The organism is Mesorhizobium sp. URHB0026 (genome assembly GCF_054059755.1).
This window is the reverse complement of sequence record NZ_JBSSCN010000001.1, coordinates 4,516,920-4,533,461: the sequence shown is the minus strand read 5'-3', so window position 1 is coordinate 4,533,461 and position 16,542 is coordinate 4,516,920. Positions and strand designations below refer to the sequence as shown.

18 protein-coding genes are annotated in these 16,542 nt (G+C 63.6%); 9 read left to right on the top strand and 9 right to left on the bottom strand.

The features are described 5' to 3' along the window. The first annotated feature begins 98 nt into the window (after nucleotides 1-98). Both ACVWWD_RS22370 and ACVWWD_RS22365 read left to right on the top strand, forming a co-directional pair. On the top strand, nucleotides 99-419 hold the full coding sequence (locus ACVWWD_RS22370) for a 2Fe-2S iron-sulfur cluster-binding protein (RefSeq protein ID WP_352551603.1): 321 nt from the start codon (nucleotides 99-101) through the stop codon (nucleotides 417-419). Nucleotides 420-508: 89 nt separating this feature from the next. Continuing rightward, on the top strand, nucleotides 509-1,540 hold the full coding sequence (locus tag ACVWWD_RS22365) for an NAD(P)/FAD-dependent oxidoreductase (RefSeq protein ID WP_023773907.1): 1,032 nt from the start codon (nucleotides 509-511) through the stop codon (nucleotides 1,538-1,540). Here the strand turns inward: ACVWWD_RS22365 and ACVWWD_RS22360 are convergent, their stop codons facing one another. Further along, a complete protein-coding gene (locus ACVWWD_RS22360) occupies nucleotides 1,541-3,022 on the bottom strand; it encodes an MDR family MFS transporter (protein ID WP_352551606.1) in 1,482 nt (493 codons plus the stop codon). 229 nt (nucleotides 3,023-3,251) lie between these two features. Continuing rightward, a complete protein-coding gene (locus ACVWWD_RS22355) occupies nucleotides 3,252-3,872 on the bottom strand; it encodes a DUF922 domain-containing Zn-dependent protease (RefSeq protein ID WP_352551607.1) in 621 nt (206 codons plus the stop codon). Between the two features lie 114 nt (nucleotides 3,873-3,986). Here ACVWWD_RS22355 and folP point away from each other — a divergent pair, with 114 nt between their 5' ends. From folP to folK, 3 genes are read left to right on the top strand one after another with little or no spacing between them, the layout of a single operon-like run. Then, complete coding sequence (gene folP, locus ACVWWD_RS22350) at nucleotides 3,987-4,835, top strand: dihydropteroate synthase (RefSeq protein ID WP_023773904.1); 849 nt, start codon at nucleotides 3,987-3,989, stop codon at nucleotides 4,833-4,835. A gap of 3 nt (nucleotides 4,836-4,838) precedes the next feature. Next, a complete protein-coding gene (gene folB / locus ACVWWD_RS22345; RefSeq protein WP_023773903.1) occupies nucleotides 4,839-5,198 on the top strand; it encodes a dihydroneopterin aldolase in 360 nt (119 codons plus the stop codon). Beyond that, nucleotides 5,182-5,694 (top strand): 2-amino-4-hydroxy-6-hydroxymethyldihydropteridine diphosphokinase, encoded by a 513-nt coding sequence (gene folK / locus ACVWWD_RS22340; protein ID WP_352551610.1) that lies wholly within the window; start codon nucleotides 5,182-5,184, stop codon nucleotides 5,692-5,694. The genes folB and folK overlap by 17 nt, the downstream gene beginning before the upstream one ends. An 8-nt stretch (nucleotides 5,695-5,702) precedes the next feature. On the opposite strand, the gene ACVWWD_RS22335 is transcribed toward folK, so the two are convergent. Next, nucleotides 5,703-6,248: a DUF924 family protein gene (locus ACVWWD_RS22335; protein WP_352551612.1), complete on the bottom strand. Its 546-nt coding sequence runs from the start codon at nucleotides 6,246-6,248 to the stop codon at nucleotides 5,703-5,705. Nucleotides 6,249-6,259: 11 nt separating this feature from the next. Further along, nucleotides 6,260-8,095, bottom strand: a complete 1,836-nt coding sequence (locus ACVWWD_RS22330; protein WP_352551614.1) for a monovalent cation:proton antiporter-2 (CPA2) family protein — start codon at nucleotides 8,093-8,095, stop codon at nucleotides 6,260-6,262. A 160-nt stretch (nucleotides 8,096-8,255) separates the two neighbouring features. On the opposite strand from ACVWWD_RS22330, the gene ACVWWD_RS22325 reads away from it, so the two are divergent. From ACVWWD_RS22325 to ACVWWD_RS22315, 3 genes are all read left to right on the top strand, one after another. Next, a complete protein-coding gene (locus tag ACVWWD_RS22325; RefSeq protein ID WP_352551646.1) occupies nucleotides 8,256-9,245 on the top strand; it encodes an AraC family transcriptional regulator in 990 nt (329 codons plus the stop codon). Nucleotides 9,246-9,304: 59 nt separating this feature from the next. Beyond that, nucleotides 9,305-10,513 carry an MFS transporter gene (locus ACVWWD_RS22320; RefSeq protein ID WP_457103384.1) on the top strand — a complete coding sequence of 403 codons (1,209 nt, stop codon included), beginning with the start codon at nucleotides 9,305-9,307 and terminating at the stop codon, nucleotides 10,511-10,513. Between the two features lie 183 nt (nucleotides 10,514-10,696). Continuing rightward, the gene (locus tag ACVWWD_RS22315) at nucleotides 10,697-10,963 is read left to right on the top strand and encodes a hypothetical protein (RefSeq protein ID WP_023773897.1); all 267 of its coding nucleotides are present in this window, start codon (nucleotides 10,697-10,699) and stop codon (nucleotides 10,961-10,963) included. Nucleotides 10,964-11,099: 136 nt separating this feature from the next. Here the strand turns inward: ACVWWD_RS22315 and ACVWWD_RS22310 are convergent, their stop codons facing one another. The 4 genes from ACVWWD_RS22310 to ACVWWD_RS22295 all read right to left on the bottom strand — a co-directional run bounded on the left by ACVWWD_RS22310 (nucleotide 11,100) and on the right by ACVWWD_RS22295 (nucleotide 14,915). Continuing rightward, entirely contained in the window at nucleotides 11,100-11,651 is a 552-nt protein-coding gene (locus tag ACVWWD_RS22310; protein ID WP_015317684.1) for a hypothetical protein, read from the bottom strand. 123 nt (nucleotides 11,652-11,774) lie between these two features. Then, nucleotides 11,775-12,860, bottom strand: a complete 1,086-nt coding sequence (locus tag ACVWWD_RS22305; protein ID WP_352551619.1) for a YcjF family protein — start codon at nucleotides 12,858-12,860, stop codon at nucleotides 11,775-11,777. Further along, a complete protein-coding gene (locus ACVWWD_RS22300) occupies nucleotides 12,857-14,335 on the bottom strand; it encodes a YcjX family GTP-binding protein (protein ID WP_352551621.1) in 1,479 nt (492 codons plus the stop codon). The genes ACVWWD_RS22305 and ACVWWD_RS22300 overlap by 4 nt, the downstream gene beginning before the upstream one ends. A gap of 76 nt (nucleotides 14,336-14,411) precedes the next feature. Beyond that, on the bottom strand, nucleotides 14,412-14,915 hold the full coding sequence (locus tag ACVWWD_RS22295) for a SixA phosphatase family protein (RefSeq protein ID WP_023773895.1): 504 nt from the start codon (nucleotides 14,913-14,915) through the stop codon (nucleotides 14,412-14,414). A 274-nt stretch (nucleotides 14,916-15,189) separates the two neighbouring features. Between ACVWWD_RS22295 and dksA the strand changes: the two genes are divergently transcribed. Beyond that, entirely contained in the window at nucleotides 15,190-15,606 is a 417-nt protein-coding gene (gene dksA, locus ACVWWD_RS22290; RefSeq protein ID WP_015317688.1) for an RNA polymerase-binding protein DksA, read from the top strand. Nucleotides 15,607-15,739: 133 nt separating this feature from the next. Here dksA and ACVWWD_RS22285 read toward each other — a convergent pair whose 3' ends face one another. Next, entirely contained in the window at nucleotides 15,740-16,492 is a 753-nt protein-coding gene (locus tag ACVWWD_RS22285) for a hypothetical protein (protein WP_352551625.1), read from the bottom strand. Nucleotides 16,493-16,542 lie beyond the last annotated feature (50 nt).

Below are 16,542 nucleotides of genomic sequence, written 5' to 3'. Positions count from 1 at the left end.
GCAGTTGACTTGTTTGCCGGAGTGATTATCTCGGGCGAAACTCGCTTTCCCGCGGGCGAACTCCCTTCGTCCGGGGCGAAACTCCCTTCAGGTGACAAATGACCAAACTGACCTTCATCGCCCATGACGGCACACATTTCGACGTGGACGCCGAAAACGGCTCGACGGTCATGGAGAACGCCATCCGCAACGCTGTCCCGGGCATCGAGGCGGAGTGCGGCGGCGCCTGCGCCTGCGCGACCTGCCATATCTATGTCGATGAGGCATGGACGGCCGAAGTCGGCGAGCCCGAGGCGATGGAGGAAGACATGCTGGACTTCGCCTACGACGTCCAGCCGAACTCGCGCCTGTCCTGCCAGATCAAGGTACGCGATGCGCTCGACGGCCTGATCGTGCGGGTGCCCGAGCGTCAGGGCTGAAAGCCAGCATGGGCGATTTTTGCCGCTGACGCTTGGCAGCGGGCCGCTGGTCATGCAGTCTCGCCCGGACTTTCGAAGCGAGGCGCATCATGACCGGCATCATCAGCACAGACGTTCTCATTGTCGGGGCGGGGCCGGTCGGCCTGTTCGCCGTGTTCGAGCTCGGCCTGCTGGACCTGAAATGCCACCTGATCGACATCCTCGACAAGCCCGGTGGCCAATGCGCGGAACTCTATCCGGAAAAGCCGATCTACGACATTCCCGGCTGGCCCTCGATCTCGGCGCAAGGGCTCGTCGACAAGCTGCTCGAACAGGTCGCGCCGTTCAAGCCTGAATTCACCTATAACCGCATGGTCTCCAGCCTTGAGAAGCTGGAAGACGGCGGCTTTCGCGTCACCACGGACGAGAACGAGGTGTTCGAGGCCAAGGTAGTGGTCATCGCCGCCGGGGGCGGCTCATTCCAGCCCAAGCGTCCGCCGATCCCCGGCATCGAACCCTATGAGGGCAAGAGCGTCTTCTATTCCGTGCGCCGGATGGAGGATTTCCGCGGCCATGACCTTGTCATCGTCGGTGGCGGCGACTCGGCGCTGGACTGGACGCTGAACCTGCAGCCGGTGGCAAAGAGCGTGACACTGGTTCACCGGCGGGCTGAGTTTCGCGCGGCGCCCGACAGCGTCAACAAGATGTACGCCATGCAGGAGATGAAGCAGCTGGAATTCAGGGTCGGTCAGGTGACCGGGCTCACCGGGGCCGACGGCCAGCTGTCATCGGCCACCATCAAGGGCGGCCCGGATGGCGACATCGAGGTGCCTTGCACCCGCATGCTGCCGTTCTTCGGACTGACGATGAAGCTCGGTCCGATCGCGGAATGGGGGCTCAATCTCCACGAGAACCTGATCCCGGTCGATACCGAGAAGTTCCAGACCTCGGTGCCCGGCATTTTCGCGGTGGGCGACATCAACTGGTATCCGGGCAAGCTGAAGCTGATCCTGTCGGGCTTTCACGAGGTGGCGCTGATGGCGCAGGCCGCCAAGCGCATCGTCAGCCCCGGCGAGCGCATCGTGTTCCAGTACACGACCTCGTCCACGAGCCTGCAAAAGAAGCTCGGCGTCTCCGGCTAGTTATTCCGTCAGGATCGACGCCGGATCGTCGACGTGGCCTCGAAGTTCTTTCTCGGGCATCAACGTCAGCGTGACGAGGCCCAGCCCCAGAGTGCCGGCCGCGACGAGAAAGATCATCACGAAGGGTTCGGCCGATACGACATGTCCAGCCACCCGAACGCCTTCGCCGGCCAGCGGCAACCCAAAGCCAAGAGCCACCGCGCCCAGCATCGCGACCCCCAATGCACTGCCCAGCGAACGCAGAAAGGTAAGCACCCCCGTTGCCACGCCAAGATGCATGCGGTCGACGGCGTTCTGCACGGACACGGTGGTTACCGGAAATGTCGTGCCGGTTCCCAGCCCGATGCAGATGGTCAGGACTTCGACGACAAGCAGCGATGCATGGCCGGCGACAAAGGCCAGCAGGCCCATGCATAGGATGGCGAAGACGACGCCGACCATGGCGATGCGCTTGTAGTGGGTGAAGCGTGGTATCAGGCGGCCGCTGGAAGCGGCGCCGCCCACGGTTCCAAGCAGAAGGCCAAGCATTGCAATGCCCGACTCGCTCGCCGTCAGGCCAAGTATCGACTGCAGATAGACCGGCAGATAGACGGCAAGGCCGACGCTGGAGGCCTGGAGCAGGAACATCGACAGGGTGCCGGCCAGGACGATCGGGTTGCCCAGCACTTCGAGCGAGATGAGCGGTTCGGCCGCCCGCATTAGCCGCAAGGCAAAGGCGCTCCAGAACAGCGCCGAGCACGCCAGGACGCCGATGACTTCAGGCGATAACCAGGGGTAGGCACTGCCGCCCCAGTTCAGCGCCAGCAGCAACAGCGCCGTTGCCACGATCAGCAGCAATGCGCCAAGACCATCGATGCTGTGGTTCTTGGCCGCGATGGGCAGCTTCTTGAGCGGCTTGTTGATGATCGCCATGGCTAGAAAGCCCAGCGGGATATTGATCCAGAAGATGAGAGACCAGTGCAGATGCTCGGCGAAGGTGCCGCCCAGCAGCGGCCCGGCGACGCTGGCGACGGCCCAGGTGCCGGAAAACCACGCCGCGTAGCGCGCCCGCTCGCGCGGCGGGACGAGGTCTCCGACCACGGTCTGCGTCAGCGCGAAAAGACCGCCGCCACCGGCCCCCTGGATCGCGCGACCCAGGATGAGGATGAACATGTTTGGGGCCAGTGCGCTGACCAGCGATCCAGCAAGGAAGATGAGGATTGCCGCGTAGACGGTCGGGCGACGCCCATGGACGTCGGAAATCTTGCCGTAAAGCGGTGCCACGGCGGTTGCGGTCAAGAGGTAGCCGGTGACGATCCATGGCAGGTATTCGGCATGGCCGAGCAAGCGCCCGATGGTCGGCATGGCGGGCGCGACGATGGTCTGGTCGAGGGCTGCCAGCAGCATCGACAGGAGGACGCCGCCGATAATGGCGTTCTTTTCGCTTTCGCTCAGCGGCGCGCTGGCGGCCGCCACGGCCTGCTTGTCGACAGCCTGGTCCATAAATCTTCTCGTCCATGCGCTTTGCGCTGCCGCATCACCATTGGGCTTGTCTGGTGCATCCGCGGCGCGATCGATCGTGATGCCCGTGCTTCCAGATTGTGCCCTTGGCAACCCTGGATATGTCGTTCCGTATAGGCCGATTTCGACCTTGCTCGAAAAAAAATCCAGGCGGGCACTACGCTTCCGCCCGGTTGGCTTCCGTCCAGGCGAACGGAGGCGGCGAGGAGATTCAGGCCGGCGGCCGTAACTGGCCGCTCTCGATGCGCTCCATCCGGTAACGCAGCAGCCGCAGGATGCGGCTTTCGAAATTGGCGCCTTCGACACGGTCGAACCGCACCTGGTCCCGATCGTGCCTGGCAAGCTCGGCCGCCGTGATCGCGGCGGCATTGACCTTCGCGGCATCGCAATCCTTCTGCGGATAAGCTGCCTTCAGGGCGTCTTCCAGCGCGCGGCCGTGGTTCTGGGCGATCTCGACGTGGCGGTCTTCATGGCGCTTGATGTCGGCGGACAACGTATCCCAGAATAGCCGCACATCGGCGTCGGCTTTGCCCGGGCGGCGCCATTCGGGAAGGATCACCTTGACCTTGACAGTGACGACCGCGTCGGCGATCCGGCAGGAGCCCGGTTGGCTGGCGTAGCTGGTGCGTGTCGTGAAAGCCATCTGGGTGGCACCAGGGTGGCGCGACCCCGTGCTTTTGACCTGGGGCCCGTGTTTGGCAAGTTGCTGCTCGATATCCTCCAGGGTTCTGCCGCCAATGGCGAAATAGCTGTATGTCTTCACCAGATTGGCCGCATCCGCCGGAACGGCGACGGTAAGCAGCAGTGCGCAGACCAGGGAGCGTATCATCATGTTGCCTCTTCAATCACCTTGCTTTACGGCCTTCGCCGGCGCAACGGATTTGATCCAATGCGGATCACACATCGTTGATGAGCCCTTGGTTGATGAGCCCATGGTTGAAGCGCAATGACGGCGGGGCGATGGCAACTGGCGCATGGGCGCCATCTCGAGCTTGGCGGCAAGGCCGTGGTCGTCGGCATCCTCAATGTCACACCCGACAGCTTCTCCGATGGCGGCTTGTTTGATGCTCCTGAACCCGCGCTCGTCCAGGCGCGCCGCATGATCGGGGAAGGAGCTGCCGTCATCGATGTCGGCGGAGAATCGACCCGCCCGGGCGCCGCCGCGATATCGGCCAGCGAGGAGCAGGCCCGTATCCTGCCCGTGATCGAGGCGTTGACGCAGGTCGGCGACGTGCTGATTTCGGTCGACACCTATCGTGCCGACACCGCGCGGCTCGCCGTCAAGGCCGGTGCGCATATCGTCAACGATGTCTGGGGCCTGCAGCGCGAGCCCGACATTGCGCGGGTGGCGGCCGAAACCGGGGCCGGGCTCGTCATCATGCATACGGGACGGGATCGCGACAAGCTGCCCGATGTGATTGCGGACCAGCTGGCGTTCCTGGGAAAATCGCTTGAGATCGGGCGCGGGCAAGGTGTCGCCGACGACCATGTCGTGCTCGACCCCGGCTTCGGCTTCGCCAAGGAGACGGCGGAGGAAAACCTCGATCTGATGGCACGGTTTGCCGAGCTTGGCGCGCTCGGCCTCCCGCTGATGGCCGGTACGTCGCGAAAGCGTTTCATCGGCACCGTCACCGGCCGCGACGCCGCCGACCGGGCGGCCGGCACGGCGGCGACCAGCGTCATTCTCCGGCTCAAGGGCGCGCATCTGTTTCGCGTCCATGATGTCGCAATCAACGTGGACGCGCTGGCCGTGGCGGATGCTATGCTGGCGCGGGAAACCGGATCGGAACGCTGAGCCATGTATGTCATCCGCATGAAGAACTGCGCCTTCTTTGCCCGGCACGGCGTGCTGGACGAGGAAGAAGCGCTGGGGCAGCGCTTCTATGTCGATGCCTCGCTCACCGTCGAGCCCGGACGCGCGCTCGTCGATGACGCCATCGGGGAAACGGTGAATTACGGCGTTGCCTTCACGGTCATCGAGGAGATCATCACCGGACACAGGCGCTTCCTGATCGAAGCGCTGGCGCTGGAAGTCGCGAAGGCCCTCACCGGGCGCTTTCCCCAGATCCGGAAAGCCGAGGTCACCGTTCGCAAGCCCAATGCGCCGGTGCCTGGCGTGCTCGATTACGTCGAGGTGACCGTTGTCTGGCCCGAGTAACACCGTATATCTGAGCCTCGGCGGCAATCTGGGCGATCCGGCGGCGTCGATGGGGGCCGCGTTGCGCCTGCTCGACGCCGATCCCGATACCGACGTGGCCGCCGTCTCCTCGCTCTACCGGACGCCGCCCTGGGGCAAGCTCGACCAGCCGGACTTCCTTAACGCGGCCGCCGAATTGTCGACGCGGCTGTCGCCGCGGGCATTGCTCGACCTCTGCCTCGATGCCGAGCGAAAGCTCAAACGCGTGCGCGAGGAGAGGTGGGGGCCGCGCCTGATCGACATAGACATCCTGGTGTTCGGCGTCCGCGTCATCCATGAAACGGGCCTGGAGGTGCCGCACCCGCGCATGCTGAAGCGCGCCTTCGTGCTGGCGCCGTTGGCCGAAATCGCGCCGGATCTTGCCGTCGGCGGCAAACGGGTGGTGGATCGCCTGAGCGCGGTCGATGCGGCCGGCATTGAGCGGCTGCCGTCGGGCCGGGACTGGTGGCGGCGCTAAATCGCGGATCAGCCGGAAAAACCACCGTCATCCAGGAATGCTTTTTCCTCAGCCGTGGTCTCGCGGCCAAGCATCCGGTTGCGGTGCGGAAAGCGGCCGAAGCGCTGGATGATATCACGATGTTCCAGCGCGTATTTCAGATTGAACGCGGCCCTGGCGGTATGAAGTTCAACCGACCGCTCCTGGTCGGCAAGATTTTCCGAATGTTCGAACGGCAAATAGAGGAACACGCGGACTTCCGGGTCCAGCGCCAGATCGTGGCCGGCGGCCACCGCCTTTTGCGCAAAATGCTTTGCCAAAGGGTCTGTCGCAAACATGTGGCCGGTGCCGCGAAAGCAATTGCGCGGGAACTGGTCGAGCAGGATCATCAGGGCCAGCGAGCCCTCGGCATGGCTTGACCAGACATCGCATTCGCGCCGCGCGGCTGCGTAGTGGAGGTGGAGGAAGCGGTCGCGGAAATCGGCATCGAAAGCGTCGTTCTTCTCGAACCATGAATCCTCGCCGGCGTCGCGCCAGAACTTGGTGACCGACAGGGCTCTGCTGTCCAATTCCATGCCTAATTCCCTCAATCCGCCGATTCGGATTTATGCAGGACGCCGGCCGTTTCCTCGTTGAGCGCCTTGCCGGGACGGCGGGGCGTGGAGAGCGGGGTCGGGATCGGCGTACCGATATTGCCTTTCAGGAAACGCTGTCCCGAGCGGATGCCTTCGGCGAGCTGGGTCTCGAACCGGGCCGTGTCGCGGCGCCTGACGTCCTCGATCGTTTCGGCGACGTCCTCGGGATCGACGCCCAGCGCCTCCAGGGTCGAGCCACCGAAGACGAGCGCCGATTCGAAGGTTTCGCGCAGCTGATAATCGACGCCGGTGCGGATGAGCTGCAGCGCCGTGCCGCGGTCGAACGCACGGGCCAGCACCGTAAGCAAGGGGAACTCAGCCTTGACGAGTTCTGCGATGCGGATGGCGGCGTCGGGCTTGTCGACACAAATGAGCACGGCCCGCGCCCGGCCGGCCCCGGCCGCGTGCAGGATGTCCAGCCGCGTGCCGTCGCCATAATAGACCTTGAAGCCGAAATCGGCGGCCGCCTGGATCATCTCGACATCGTTGTCGATGATCGAGACGTCGATGCCGCGCAAGAGCAGGGGTTGGCTAGCGATCTGGCCAAAGCGGCCAAAGCCGATGACCAGCACGCTGCCGGTCAGGCCGTCGGCGACTTCGACGCCGTCCAGCGACTGCTCGTCCCGTGGCGTAAAATAGCGCAGGGCGATGATCGCCAGCGGCGTCAGCACCATGGAGATGATGACTATCGCGGTCAACGTTGCGTTTGCCTGGCCGTCGATGATGCCGACGGCGGCGGCCGCGGAATAGAGCACAAAGGCGAATTCACCGCCTTGCGCCATGAAGACCGCGCGCTCCAGTGCCTCCCGGTGGCCTGATTTCAGGATGCGGGCGACGATGTAGATGCCGAAAGCCTTCATCACCATGTAAGCCACGACGTACACGGCGATCAGCTTCCAGTTCGCGGCCACCACGTGCAGATCGAGCGACATGCCGACCGCAAGGAAGAACAGGCCGAGCAGGATGCCGCGGAACGGCTCGATGTCGGCTTCGAGCTGATGGCGGAACGTCGATTCCGAGAGCAGCACGCCGGCCAGGAACGCGCCCATCGCCATCGACAGGCCGCTGAGCTGCATGACAAGCGCCGATCCGAGCACCACCAGCAGAGCCGCGGCCGTCATCACTTCGCGCGCACGGGCATCCGCCAGGATGCGGAAGAAGGGGTTGAGCAGATAGCGTCCCGCCACCACCAGGCCGATGATCGCGGCGATGCCGATGCCGACCTCGGTCAGCCGCTCCGAAAGGCTGGTGCCGGCACCGCCCGGCGCCAGGAAAGCAATCAAGGCGAGCAGCGGCACGATGGCCAGGTCCTCCAGAAGCAGGATGGAGACGATGCGCTGGCCCTTGGGCGCGGCGATTTCGCCGCGTTCTTCCAGAAGCTGCATGACGATGGCCGTCGAGGTCAGCACGAAGCCGGCGCCGGCGACGAAGGATTGCGCAATCGGAAACCCTCCGGCCATGCCGACACCAGTCAAGAGCACCGCGCAGACGCCGACTTGAAGCGCGCCAAGCCCAAAGATCTCGCGGCGCAGGCCCCAGAGCCGCGACGGCTGCATTTCCAGGCCGATGATGAACAGGAACATGACCACGCCGAGTTCGGCGACATGGAGGATGGCTCCGGATTCGGAAAAGACGCCGAGGCCGAACGGACCGATCACCACGCCGGCGGCCAGGTAACCGAGAATCGAACCCAGACCCATGCGCTTGAAGATCGGGACGGCCACCACGCCCGACGCCAGCAATGCCACCACCTGAATGAGATCGCTGCCCGCTGCCTCTGCCGCCATGCTCTGTCCCTTTTTCGTATAGCACTCCTTGCATGCAGTGGGAGCGGGAGGCAAGGGCGGGTAGCCTGCCAGGAAGGGTAGGGTGCTGTCGGTGCGACTCCCCCCGGTGGAACAATGGTCTCCGCTTGTCTGCGGGACGTTCGGCATCTATATCAGCTGCATGCTTGATCGTTCGTCCCAGCCGGCTTCGCCGCCCCATATCCCGATGGACGCGCTCAGCGAAGTCCTGCAAGACTTTCGCCTGAGTGGCGTCAATTATGGTCGCTGCGAGCTCCGACATCCATGGAGCATAGAATTTACGCGACAATCGCTGCTACGTTTTCACTTTGTCGGCCAGGGTCCGTGCTGGATTCATACCGAAGCGCAAGGCTGGCAAGAGTTGCGCGATGGCGATCTGGTGCTGCTGCCGCAGGGCATCGCCCATCGGCTGGCGAGTGCGCCGGACGTGGTGGGCGACTCGCTTGAGGGCTGCCAGGTGATCAAGTTAGGGGGCAATGTCTGCGAAGTGGTGCGGGAAGGGACAGGCGCGACAAGCACCCTTTTCTGCGGATCCATGGCCTTGGACTCCTGTGCGCTCAATCCATTGATCACGCTGATGCCGCCTGTCATCAAGGGGTGCGACGTGGCCGGCAATGACCCGGTCGTTGGTCCTTTGCTGGCGGCTATGACGATGGAGGCCGCACAACCGCAGATGGGCAGCGCCACCATCTTGTCGCGTATGGCGGATTTGCTGACAGCCCGGCTCATCCGCTGTTGGGTCAATTGCAACGGAGCCTCGACCACAGGTTGGCTGACAGCCATCCGCGATCCCCATATCGGCCGCGCTCTTGCAGCCATGCATCGAGACCCCGGCCACAACTGGACGCTGGGAAGCCTTGCAAGCGTGGCAGGCCAATCGCGATCGATTTTCGCCGCGCGTTTCAGCGCGGTGTTAGGCGAGGGTGCGGCACGCTATCTCGCCCGTCTGCGCATGCAGCTTGCCCGCGAGTTGTTGGGGCAGGGCGGCTTGTCGGTTGCCGAGGTCGCTACCCGTTTGGGTTATGATTCCGAGGCATCCTTCGCTCGCGCGTTCAAGCGCATCACCAATGTCTCGCCGGGAATTGTGCGTCGCACAAATTCCGGACGAATAGACATGAATTTCGGATTTTAGGATACATATCATCCGACATAACTCGTCTATGAAGATCTCCAAACTTTGGAGATCTTTCCGTGACAGACACAACATTACAGCTTGAAGACTCCGCCATTGGCCCTGACGCCGACACGCCAGCCGCGTGGAGCGCAGCCACCTGGTTCGCGGTCATTTCACTGGCGGCCACCAGCTTTGCCCTGGTGTCGGCCGAATTCCTGCCGGCAGGCCTGCTGACGCCAATGGCGCGCGATCTCGGCATCAGTGAGGGAACGGCCGGACAGGTCGTCACCGCCACAGCTTCCGTCGGCGCCGTGACGGCCATGTTGAGCAATGTTCTCATCGGCCGACTGAACCGCAAGACGGTGCTGGTCGGTCTCATGGCCTTGGCGGTCGCTTCCAATATTCTTGCGGCGCTGGCACCCAATTTCTGGCTGTTGTTGTTAGGCCGGGCCGGGCTGGGGATCGCTCTCAGCGCCTTCTGGGCACTTTCGGTCGCCGTCGTGGCGAGGCTGGTTGGCGCCAATGCGACAGGCCGGGGCATGGCTATCGTCACCCTCGGCGTCTCGCTCGCCACCATTGCCGCGCCGTCGATGGGGGCGTTGATCAGCGACTGGCTGGGATGGCGCAGCGCCATGGCCATGACAGCGGGGCTGGCCGTATTGGCCATGTTGGCGCAGTTGCTCAGCCTGCCGACCTTGCCGGCGACAGCGAGCAACAGTCTTGCGGACGTGTTTCGGCTTACACGGCGGCGCGGCATTCAAATCGGCATGTTGGCTATTGTCTTGCTGATGACGGGGCATTTTGCTGGTTCTGTCTATGTGCGGCCCTTCCTCGAACACGTCACGCTGCTTGCAACCGGTCCAATTGCCCTGGCTCTGCTTGGATTTGGCATCGCCGCCGTGATCGGCAACATTGCCGGCGGTCGCATGGCCGATGCCAATATTCACATGGCTCTCGTGGTCACCGCCGCGTTAATGGCGGTCGCGGCGCTGGCCTTGGTGCTTTGGGGCGTGCACATTGGCGTTGCCTTCGGGTTTGTCACGCTTTGGGGCTTCGCCTTCGGCATGGGGCCGGTGGTGCTGCCAACCAATCTCTCACGTGCGGCACCTGACGCGCTGGAAGCAGCGGGCAGCCTGATGGTCGTCTCTTTCCAGGTTGCCATCACGATCGGCGCGGTTGTCGGTGGCTACGTCGTGGACACCTATGGTGCCACGGCGCCGTTGACCGTTACGGCCGTCCTTGCTGCATCGACAGCTGTGCTCGCTCTGCTGCAGCCTCGCGGCTGAACTTTGCGCCAGCTGATATGGAAGGGCTGAAATCGAACCGCCGCAATGTTGCAGCAGGCTCTTTACACAAGTTTACGCCATGCGCGCGTTGCTTGTTGCCGCAATCGAAGGCTAAGCACGCTCGGCTTCGGCCATTGGGGGTGAGCGGCGATCAAGTCGCACCCTTTTGAGGAGATGACTGACATGAAGAAGTTTTTGCTCGTTGCCGTCGGGCTGGCGGTGCTTGCCGGCTCGGCCTGTTCGAAGGCGCCGGAATGCACGACCGAGATCGCGACCAAGAAGGCGCAGGAAATGGCCGCCGCGTTGCAGGAGGCGATCACCAAGGATCCGTCCAAGGCGGCTGACCTGACCGCCAAGGTCCAGGCAGTGACGACCAAGTATCAGGGTTCCACGACCCTGGCCGATGCCTGCAAGGCGTATGACGAGCTGACCAAGGCGATCAAGGGCTGACGCCTGGTTCGTCCGTTTCCAAGGAGGCGGTGGCGATGGGCTGCCGCCTCTATGTTTTGTGGGATGTATTCGAACAATCCTAGGAAAAGTGTTTTTCCGACCGGAATTGCGCAAAGAAACAGAGGCGAGGGTGCGCTCAGTTCGGCGCGATGGAGCCGACTTCGACGGCATCGACGCGCTTCAGGCTCATGCCGATGACGGGCACCAACTGGTCCTGAACGCGCACGGCAACCGTTACCGTCATGGAATTGTCGTCGGGAATGCGGGCCTGCATGACACCGCGCAATTGGTTGCGGTTGATGGTGAAGACCACCTTGTGGGCGTCGACGACGTTGCCGCCGATAATATCGAGGCCGGCGCCGGCAGCGCCGCCCATGAAGGAACCCTTGTAGTCGCGGCCCTTGCGCTCGATCTTGGCCGACATGGGCTGGGTGAACATGCCGACCCGGCAGCCGCCGTCCAGTGTCATGCCCATCTTGCCGTCCGGCGTGGAACCGGTGAAGCTGCAGTTGAATTTCGTGCCCTTGTACTTGCCGGCGACGATCTCGCCCGGGCCAACCCATTTGCCTTCGGCCGACTGGAAAAACTGCTTGTCCGGTTCCGTGGCAGAGGCCGCCGAGGCGATGCCGACGACAGCTGTGATCACCGCCGCCAGGGGCAGGACGCTGGACAGTATTACGCTTTTCATCGACGACACCCGGCAACAACGAGGCTGTTTGAAACCGGTTCGACCATGAAGAAGATTGGTTAATGCTTCGTCACCGCGGGCCCTCGAAACAGCAGTCCGATCATCGTTCCGAAGAGGTGGACGCTATTTGCCAGAGCCGGCTGTCTCGGCGTCTTTCTTGGTTGCGAACGAAGTCAACGCGGCGAGGAAATCGCCCAGTCCCGGGCGCCTGGCTGCGCTGAAGGGCAGGGGGCGCACCGTCTCCATCGCGGCGAGACCGATGCGCGCCGTCATCATGCCGTTCACGACGCCTTCGCCCAGCTTTGCCGAGAGGCGGGCCGCCAGGCCGTGGCCGACGATCTGCTGGACGAAACTGTCGCCGATGGCGATCGAACCGGTGACCGCCAGATGCGCCAGTACGCTGCGCGCCAAGCGGAAAAAACCCAGCGTTCCGGGCCGTCCGCCATAGAGTTCCGACAACCGGCGGATGAGGCGCCCGGCCTCGAACACGACATAAGTGACATCGACCAGCGCGCGCGGGCTCACCGCCGTCACCAGCGAGACCCGCTTGGCGGCCTCGAGAATCATCACCTTAGCCCTGACATCGAGGGGGCCGAGGATTTCAGCCTCCGCCAGGCGCACCAGATTGGCGCCGTCGATGATCTCGCCGCGCAATTCGGCCAGCGCGCGCCGGCCGGCAGCGGTCTCGGGTTTGGCCGCGACAAAGGCCGACAGCTCGTCGACCACCGCGCGTGCCGCCTTAGGATCGTCGCGCGCGATGGCATCGAGTGCGCGCTTCTGCAGCTTTTCGACCTCGGCGAGGCGGGCGATGGCCAGGAATTCGCGAATCAGGATTACCAGAAGCGCCAGCAACGCAATCGCCCCCATCCCGGCGGCCAGCCAGCCCAGCCATTCGGCGCGGGCAAAGAGATCGCGTATCAACTGGTCGGTCCACAGGCCGACAGCCAGCGAAACCAGCACGCCGAAGGCGCCGAAGAAGATGCTGCCGAGAACCGAGCGCCTTCTGGGGGCGACCGATGGCGGCGGCTCGGCGGCAATAACTTCCGGTTCGTCGAAGACGTCGACCTCCGCCGGGATGAGCAGCGCCACATCGGCTTTCATGGAGCGCGGTCTGCGCGACGGTTCGGTCTGGCGTGCTTGTGGCGCGTCTTGTCTCGGCGCGGCTTCAGCCTCGATGCGGAATGCCGCCGGTTTGCGGGGCGCGGTCATGCCAGATGGTCTCCGATCAGGAACTGCAAGGCGCGGTCGAGCCTGATATGCGGCAGCGATAGCGTGATACCTTCGGCCGTGCGTTCGAGTTTCGGCGGACGGAACCGGACGAAGCGGATTGCCGGGTCCGTGGAGTCCTGCCTGTGATCCGGCCCCGAAAGGTCGAAAACAGCATCAATGTTCTCTGGCAAATCACCAGGAAATATAGCTGTTTCCGTCTTTCCGTCGAATGTTTCACCATCGATCTTCTCGCCGGCGATCGGCGTGCCGATGATAACAGGCAATGTCTCTCGGCCCTGTTTGACGGTGCCTTCGCGGGTGGCGCGCACCGCCGCCATGGCGACGACGTCGACATCGGCGCCGGTGAAATTCGCCCGCGCCACGGCGCGGTCGGCAAGGCGCCGTACGATCGCCTGCAGCCGGTCATGGCTTTCGTGGTGCAGATGATCTGCCTTGGTCGCTGCGACCAGGATGCGGTCGATACGCCGGGAGAACAGGTCGGTTATGAAGCTGCCCCGGCCGGGGCGAAAACAGCCGAGGATCTCGGTGACGGCGCGCTCCAGGTCGGCCATGGCACCAGGCCCGGCGTTCAGCGCCTGCATGGCGTCGATGAGCACGATCTGGCGGTCCAGGCGCGTGATGTGCTCGCGGAAGAACGGTTTGACGACATGCGTCTTGTAGGCCTCGTAGCGCCGTTCCATCATGGCGTGCAACGAGCCGTTGCGCGCACGCCTGTCGCCCAGGCCGGCCAGCGGCGCGAAAGTCAGCGCGGGCGAGCCTTCGAGATCGCCGGGCATCAGGAAACGACCGGGCGGCAAGGTCGAAAGCGCCCGTTCGTCGAGCTTGCATGCCTTGAGATAGGCGGCGAAGCTTTCAGCCAGCCGGCGTGCCGTTATTTCGTCGGCGTCGGCATTCGGGTCGATTTCCGCCGAGATCGCTCGCCAGGCCCGCGAAAGGTCCTCGCGGACCGGCAGCGTGGCCATTTCGAGGGCTTCGCGCGAAAAATCGGCGAAGGATTTGCCGAGCAGCGGCAGGTCAAGCAGCCATTCGCCGGGGTAATCGACGATGTCGACCGACAGCTTGCCCGACGAGAACATGCGGTTCCAGCCGGAGGCCGATTCATATTCGATCGTCAGCCGCAGTTCCGAAATGGCGCGGGTCGAGTCCGGCCAGACGCGATCGTTGACCAAAGCGGCGATGTGGTCCTCGTATTGAAAACGCGGCACGGCGTCGTCGGGCTGCTGTTCGAGGAAGGCGCGCGCGATACGCCCCGATTTCTGCGCCTCGAACAGCGGCAGACGTCCGCCGTGGATCAGATTGTGGACGAAGGCCGAGATGAAGACGGTCTTGCCGGCGCGGGAGAGACCCGTGACACCCAGACGCAGCGATGGAGAAAAAAGTCCGGTGGCACGTCCCGACAATGTGTCGAGGGCAATTCTTGCCTCGTCGGTGAAGGTGGTCAGCGATGATGCCAAAACATGATCTCTCGGGCTTGCGTCCGCCCGATATAGGCGCTGGAACCCGGCTTTGAAATGGCGCTGGGAATCGGCATCAGGGATCGGCCGGTGTCAGGAACGCTTCGAGATAGCCCGCTCCCTGGGTCGCTTTCGCCAGATCGCCGGGGAAACGGACGACCGCAAGACCCGAAGTTGGAAAGCCATGATTGAGCATTGCCCGCTCCGCCTCGCCGCCATCGCCCGAAATCGCCATGGCGAGATCCTCCGTCATCGGGTTGTGGCCTATGACCAGCAATGAACCGGGGCCGCCATGATCCCGGACGAGGCGGAGATAGCAGGCCGCGTCCTCGCTGTAGAGCGCGTCGAAAAACAGCACCTTGCCTGTGTCGGTCTGGCCGGCCAGACCCTCGAGGGTTTCCCTGGCGCGTTTGGCGTTGGAGCACAGCGTCAGGTCCGGCACATAGGAGCGGGAACGCATCGCGGTCCCCATTTTTTCGGCATCGGCGTGGCCGGATGCGTCCAATGGACGATCGAAATCACGCATGCCCGGCAAGGCCCAACCGGCCTTGGCGTGTCGCAACAGATAAAGCCTGCTCACCCAACCTCCAACGTGCCCGAAAGCTGAAGTCCTGCCGCGATTAGCTACGAGAAAAGCCGCACGCACAATGGTGTGCGTGCTTCGGCGCGGCGAATCACTTGCAGGGAGATAGGCGAGGATCGTCGTACTTTCGCCATCAAAACAGATTTATGCCGCTCCGGAGAAGCCCGGAGACGCACTTTAACAATTGCGTGAGTCGGTGGCTGATTGCGCTTGTGCAGGCGTCTGGTGGCGAATATATAGGCGCCAAATTTGGGGCTGTTGGGTGAGTCGAATGAACGACATCGTTACCGCCGATTACGTACCCTCCGAAGACGAGCCGTTCATGAACGAACGGCAGAAATCCTACTTCCGGCAGAAGCTCGTCACCTGGAAAAATGACATCTTGCGCGAGGCGCGCGAAACCCTCGAAATCCTGCAGCAGGAAAACGCCAACCATCCCGACCTCGCCGACCGCGCCTCTTCGGAAACCGACCGCGCCATCGAGCTCAGGGCCCGCGACCGTCAGCGGAAACTCATCTCGAAGATCGATTCGGCGCTCCAGCGCATCGATGAAGGCACCTACGGCTATTGCGAAGAAACCGGTGAGCCGATCGCCTTGAAGCGTCTCGACGCGCGCCCGATCGCCACCTTGTCGATCGAAGCGCAAGAACGGCACGAGCGCCGTGAAAAGGTCTATCGCGACGATTGATAGACCGCCTTTGCATTGATTTCCAGATGGCCGGCTGTCCGGCCATTTTTGTTCGATGCGTGCCATCGTCAATAGTTTCGAACACGCTTGAATGCCGGCCAGCCACGTCACTGGCAGGCGACTCAGGCGCAGTTCATTTCTTTTGGCTTGAAAGTTCGCCCAACAGCCTGGTCATTTCATCGTCGAGCGAGGGCGGCGCCTTGGCTGCCGGTTTGCCTACCGGGCCGCCGGAGCGGGGCTGGTCGAGCGAAACCTCGAGTTCCTTCATCAGCGTGTCATCGATGCTGTCCTGCGTCGGCGCTGGTGGCGTGTGCCTGGCGGCATTGGCGTTAGCGGAGCCATAGGCAGGCAGCGGCGTGACATTGGTCGATGGATAGGCTTGCGCCGCTGGTTTCGGTGCGGGCGCCGGAGCCGGTGGTGGCGCCGCCGGACGCTGGCGGGCTGGCTGTGCCATGGCCACCGGCTGCGGAGCGGGTGCTTGTCTCGGAGGCACGGGAGGGGGCTGCGGCGACCGCGGCTTCGCAGCCGGGGCCGCGGCCGCCGGGACAGGCTGCAGGCCCCCGTCTCCGGTCAACGCCGGACGGCGCGGCGCGGCGAGGCGGATGTCGCGTTCGACAACGACGTCGGTCGGGCCGCCGATCAGAAGCAGATGTTCGATGTCGTCGCGTCGCACCAGCACCAGCCGGCGATGGCTGTCGACGGCGGTTGCGTCCATGACGGCGAGCCGTGTCTTGCGGTTGCGACCACCGGCGACAAACGTGCCGAAGGTCAGGTTGCGCACAAGCCTGACGATGATGAGAACGATGACCAGCAGGATCAGCGCCGCGAAGGTCCACAGGAGTGCCGCCGCATAACCGGGACCCGCCACGCTATCCAGCCACTGCATTGGTTTCCCCCGATCGGTTTGGAAGTGACGCGACACTAGACCGTTGCGAC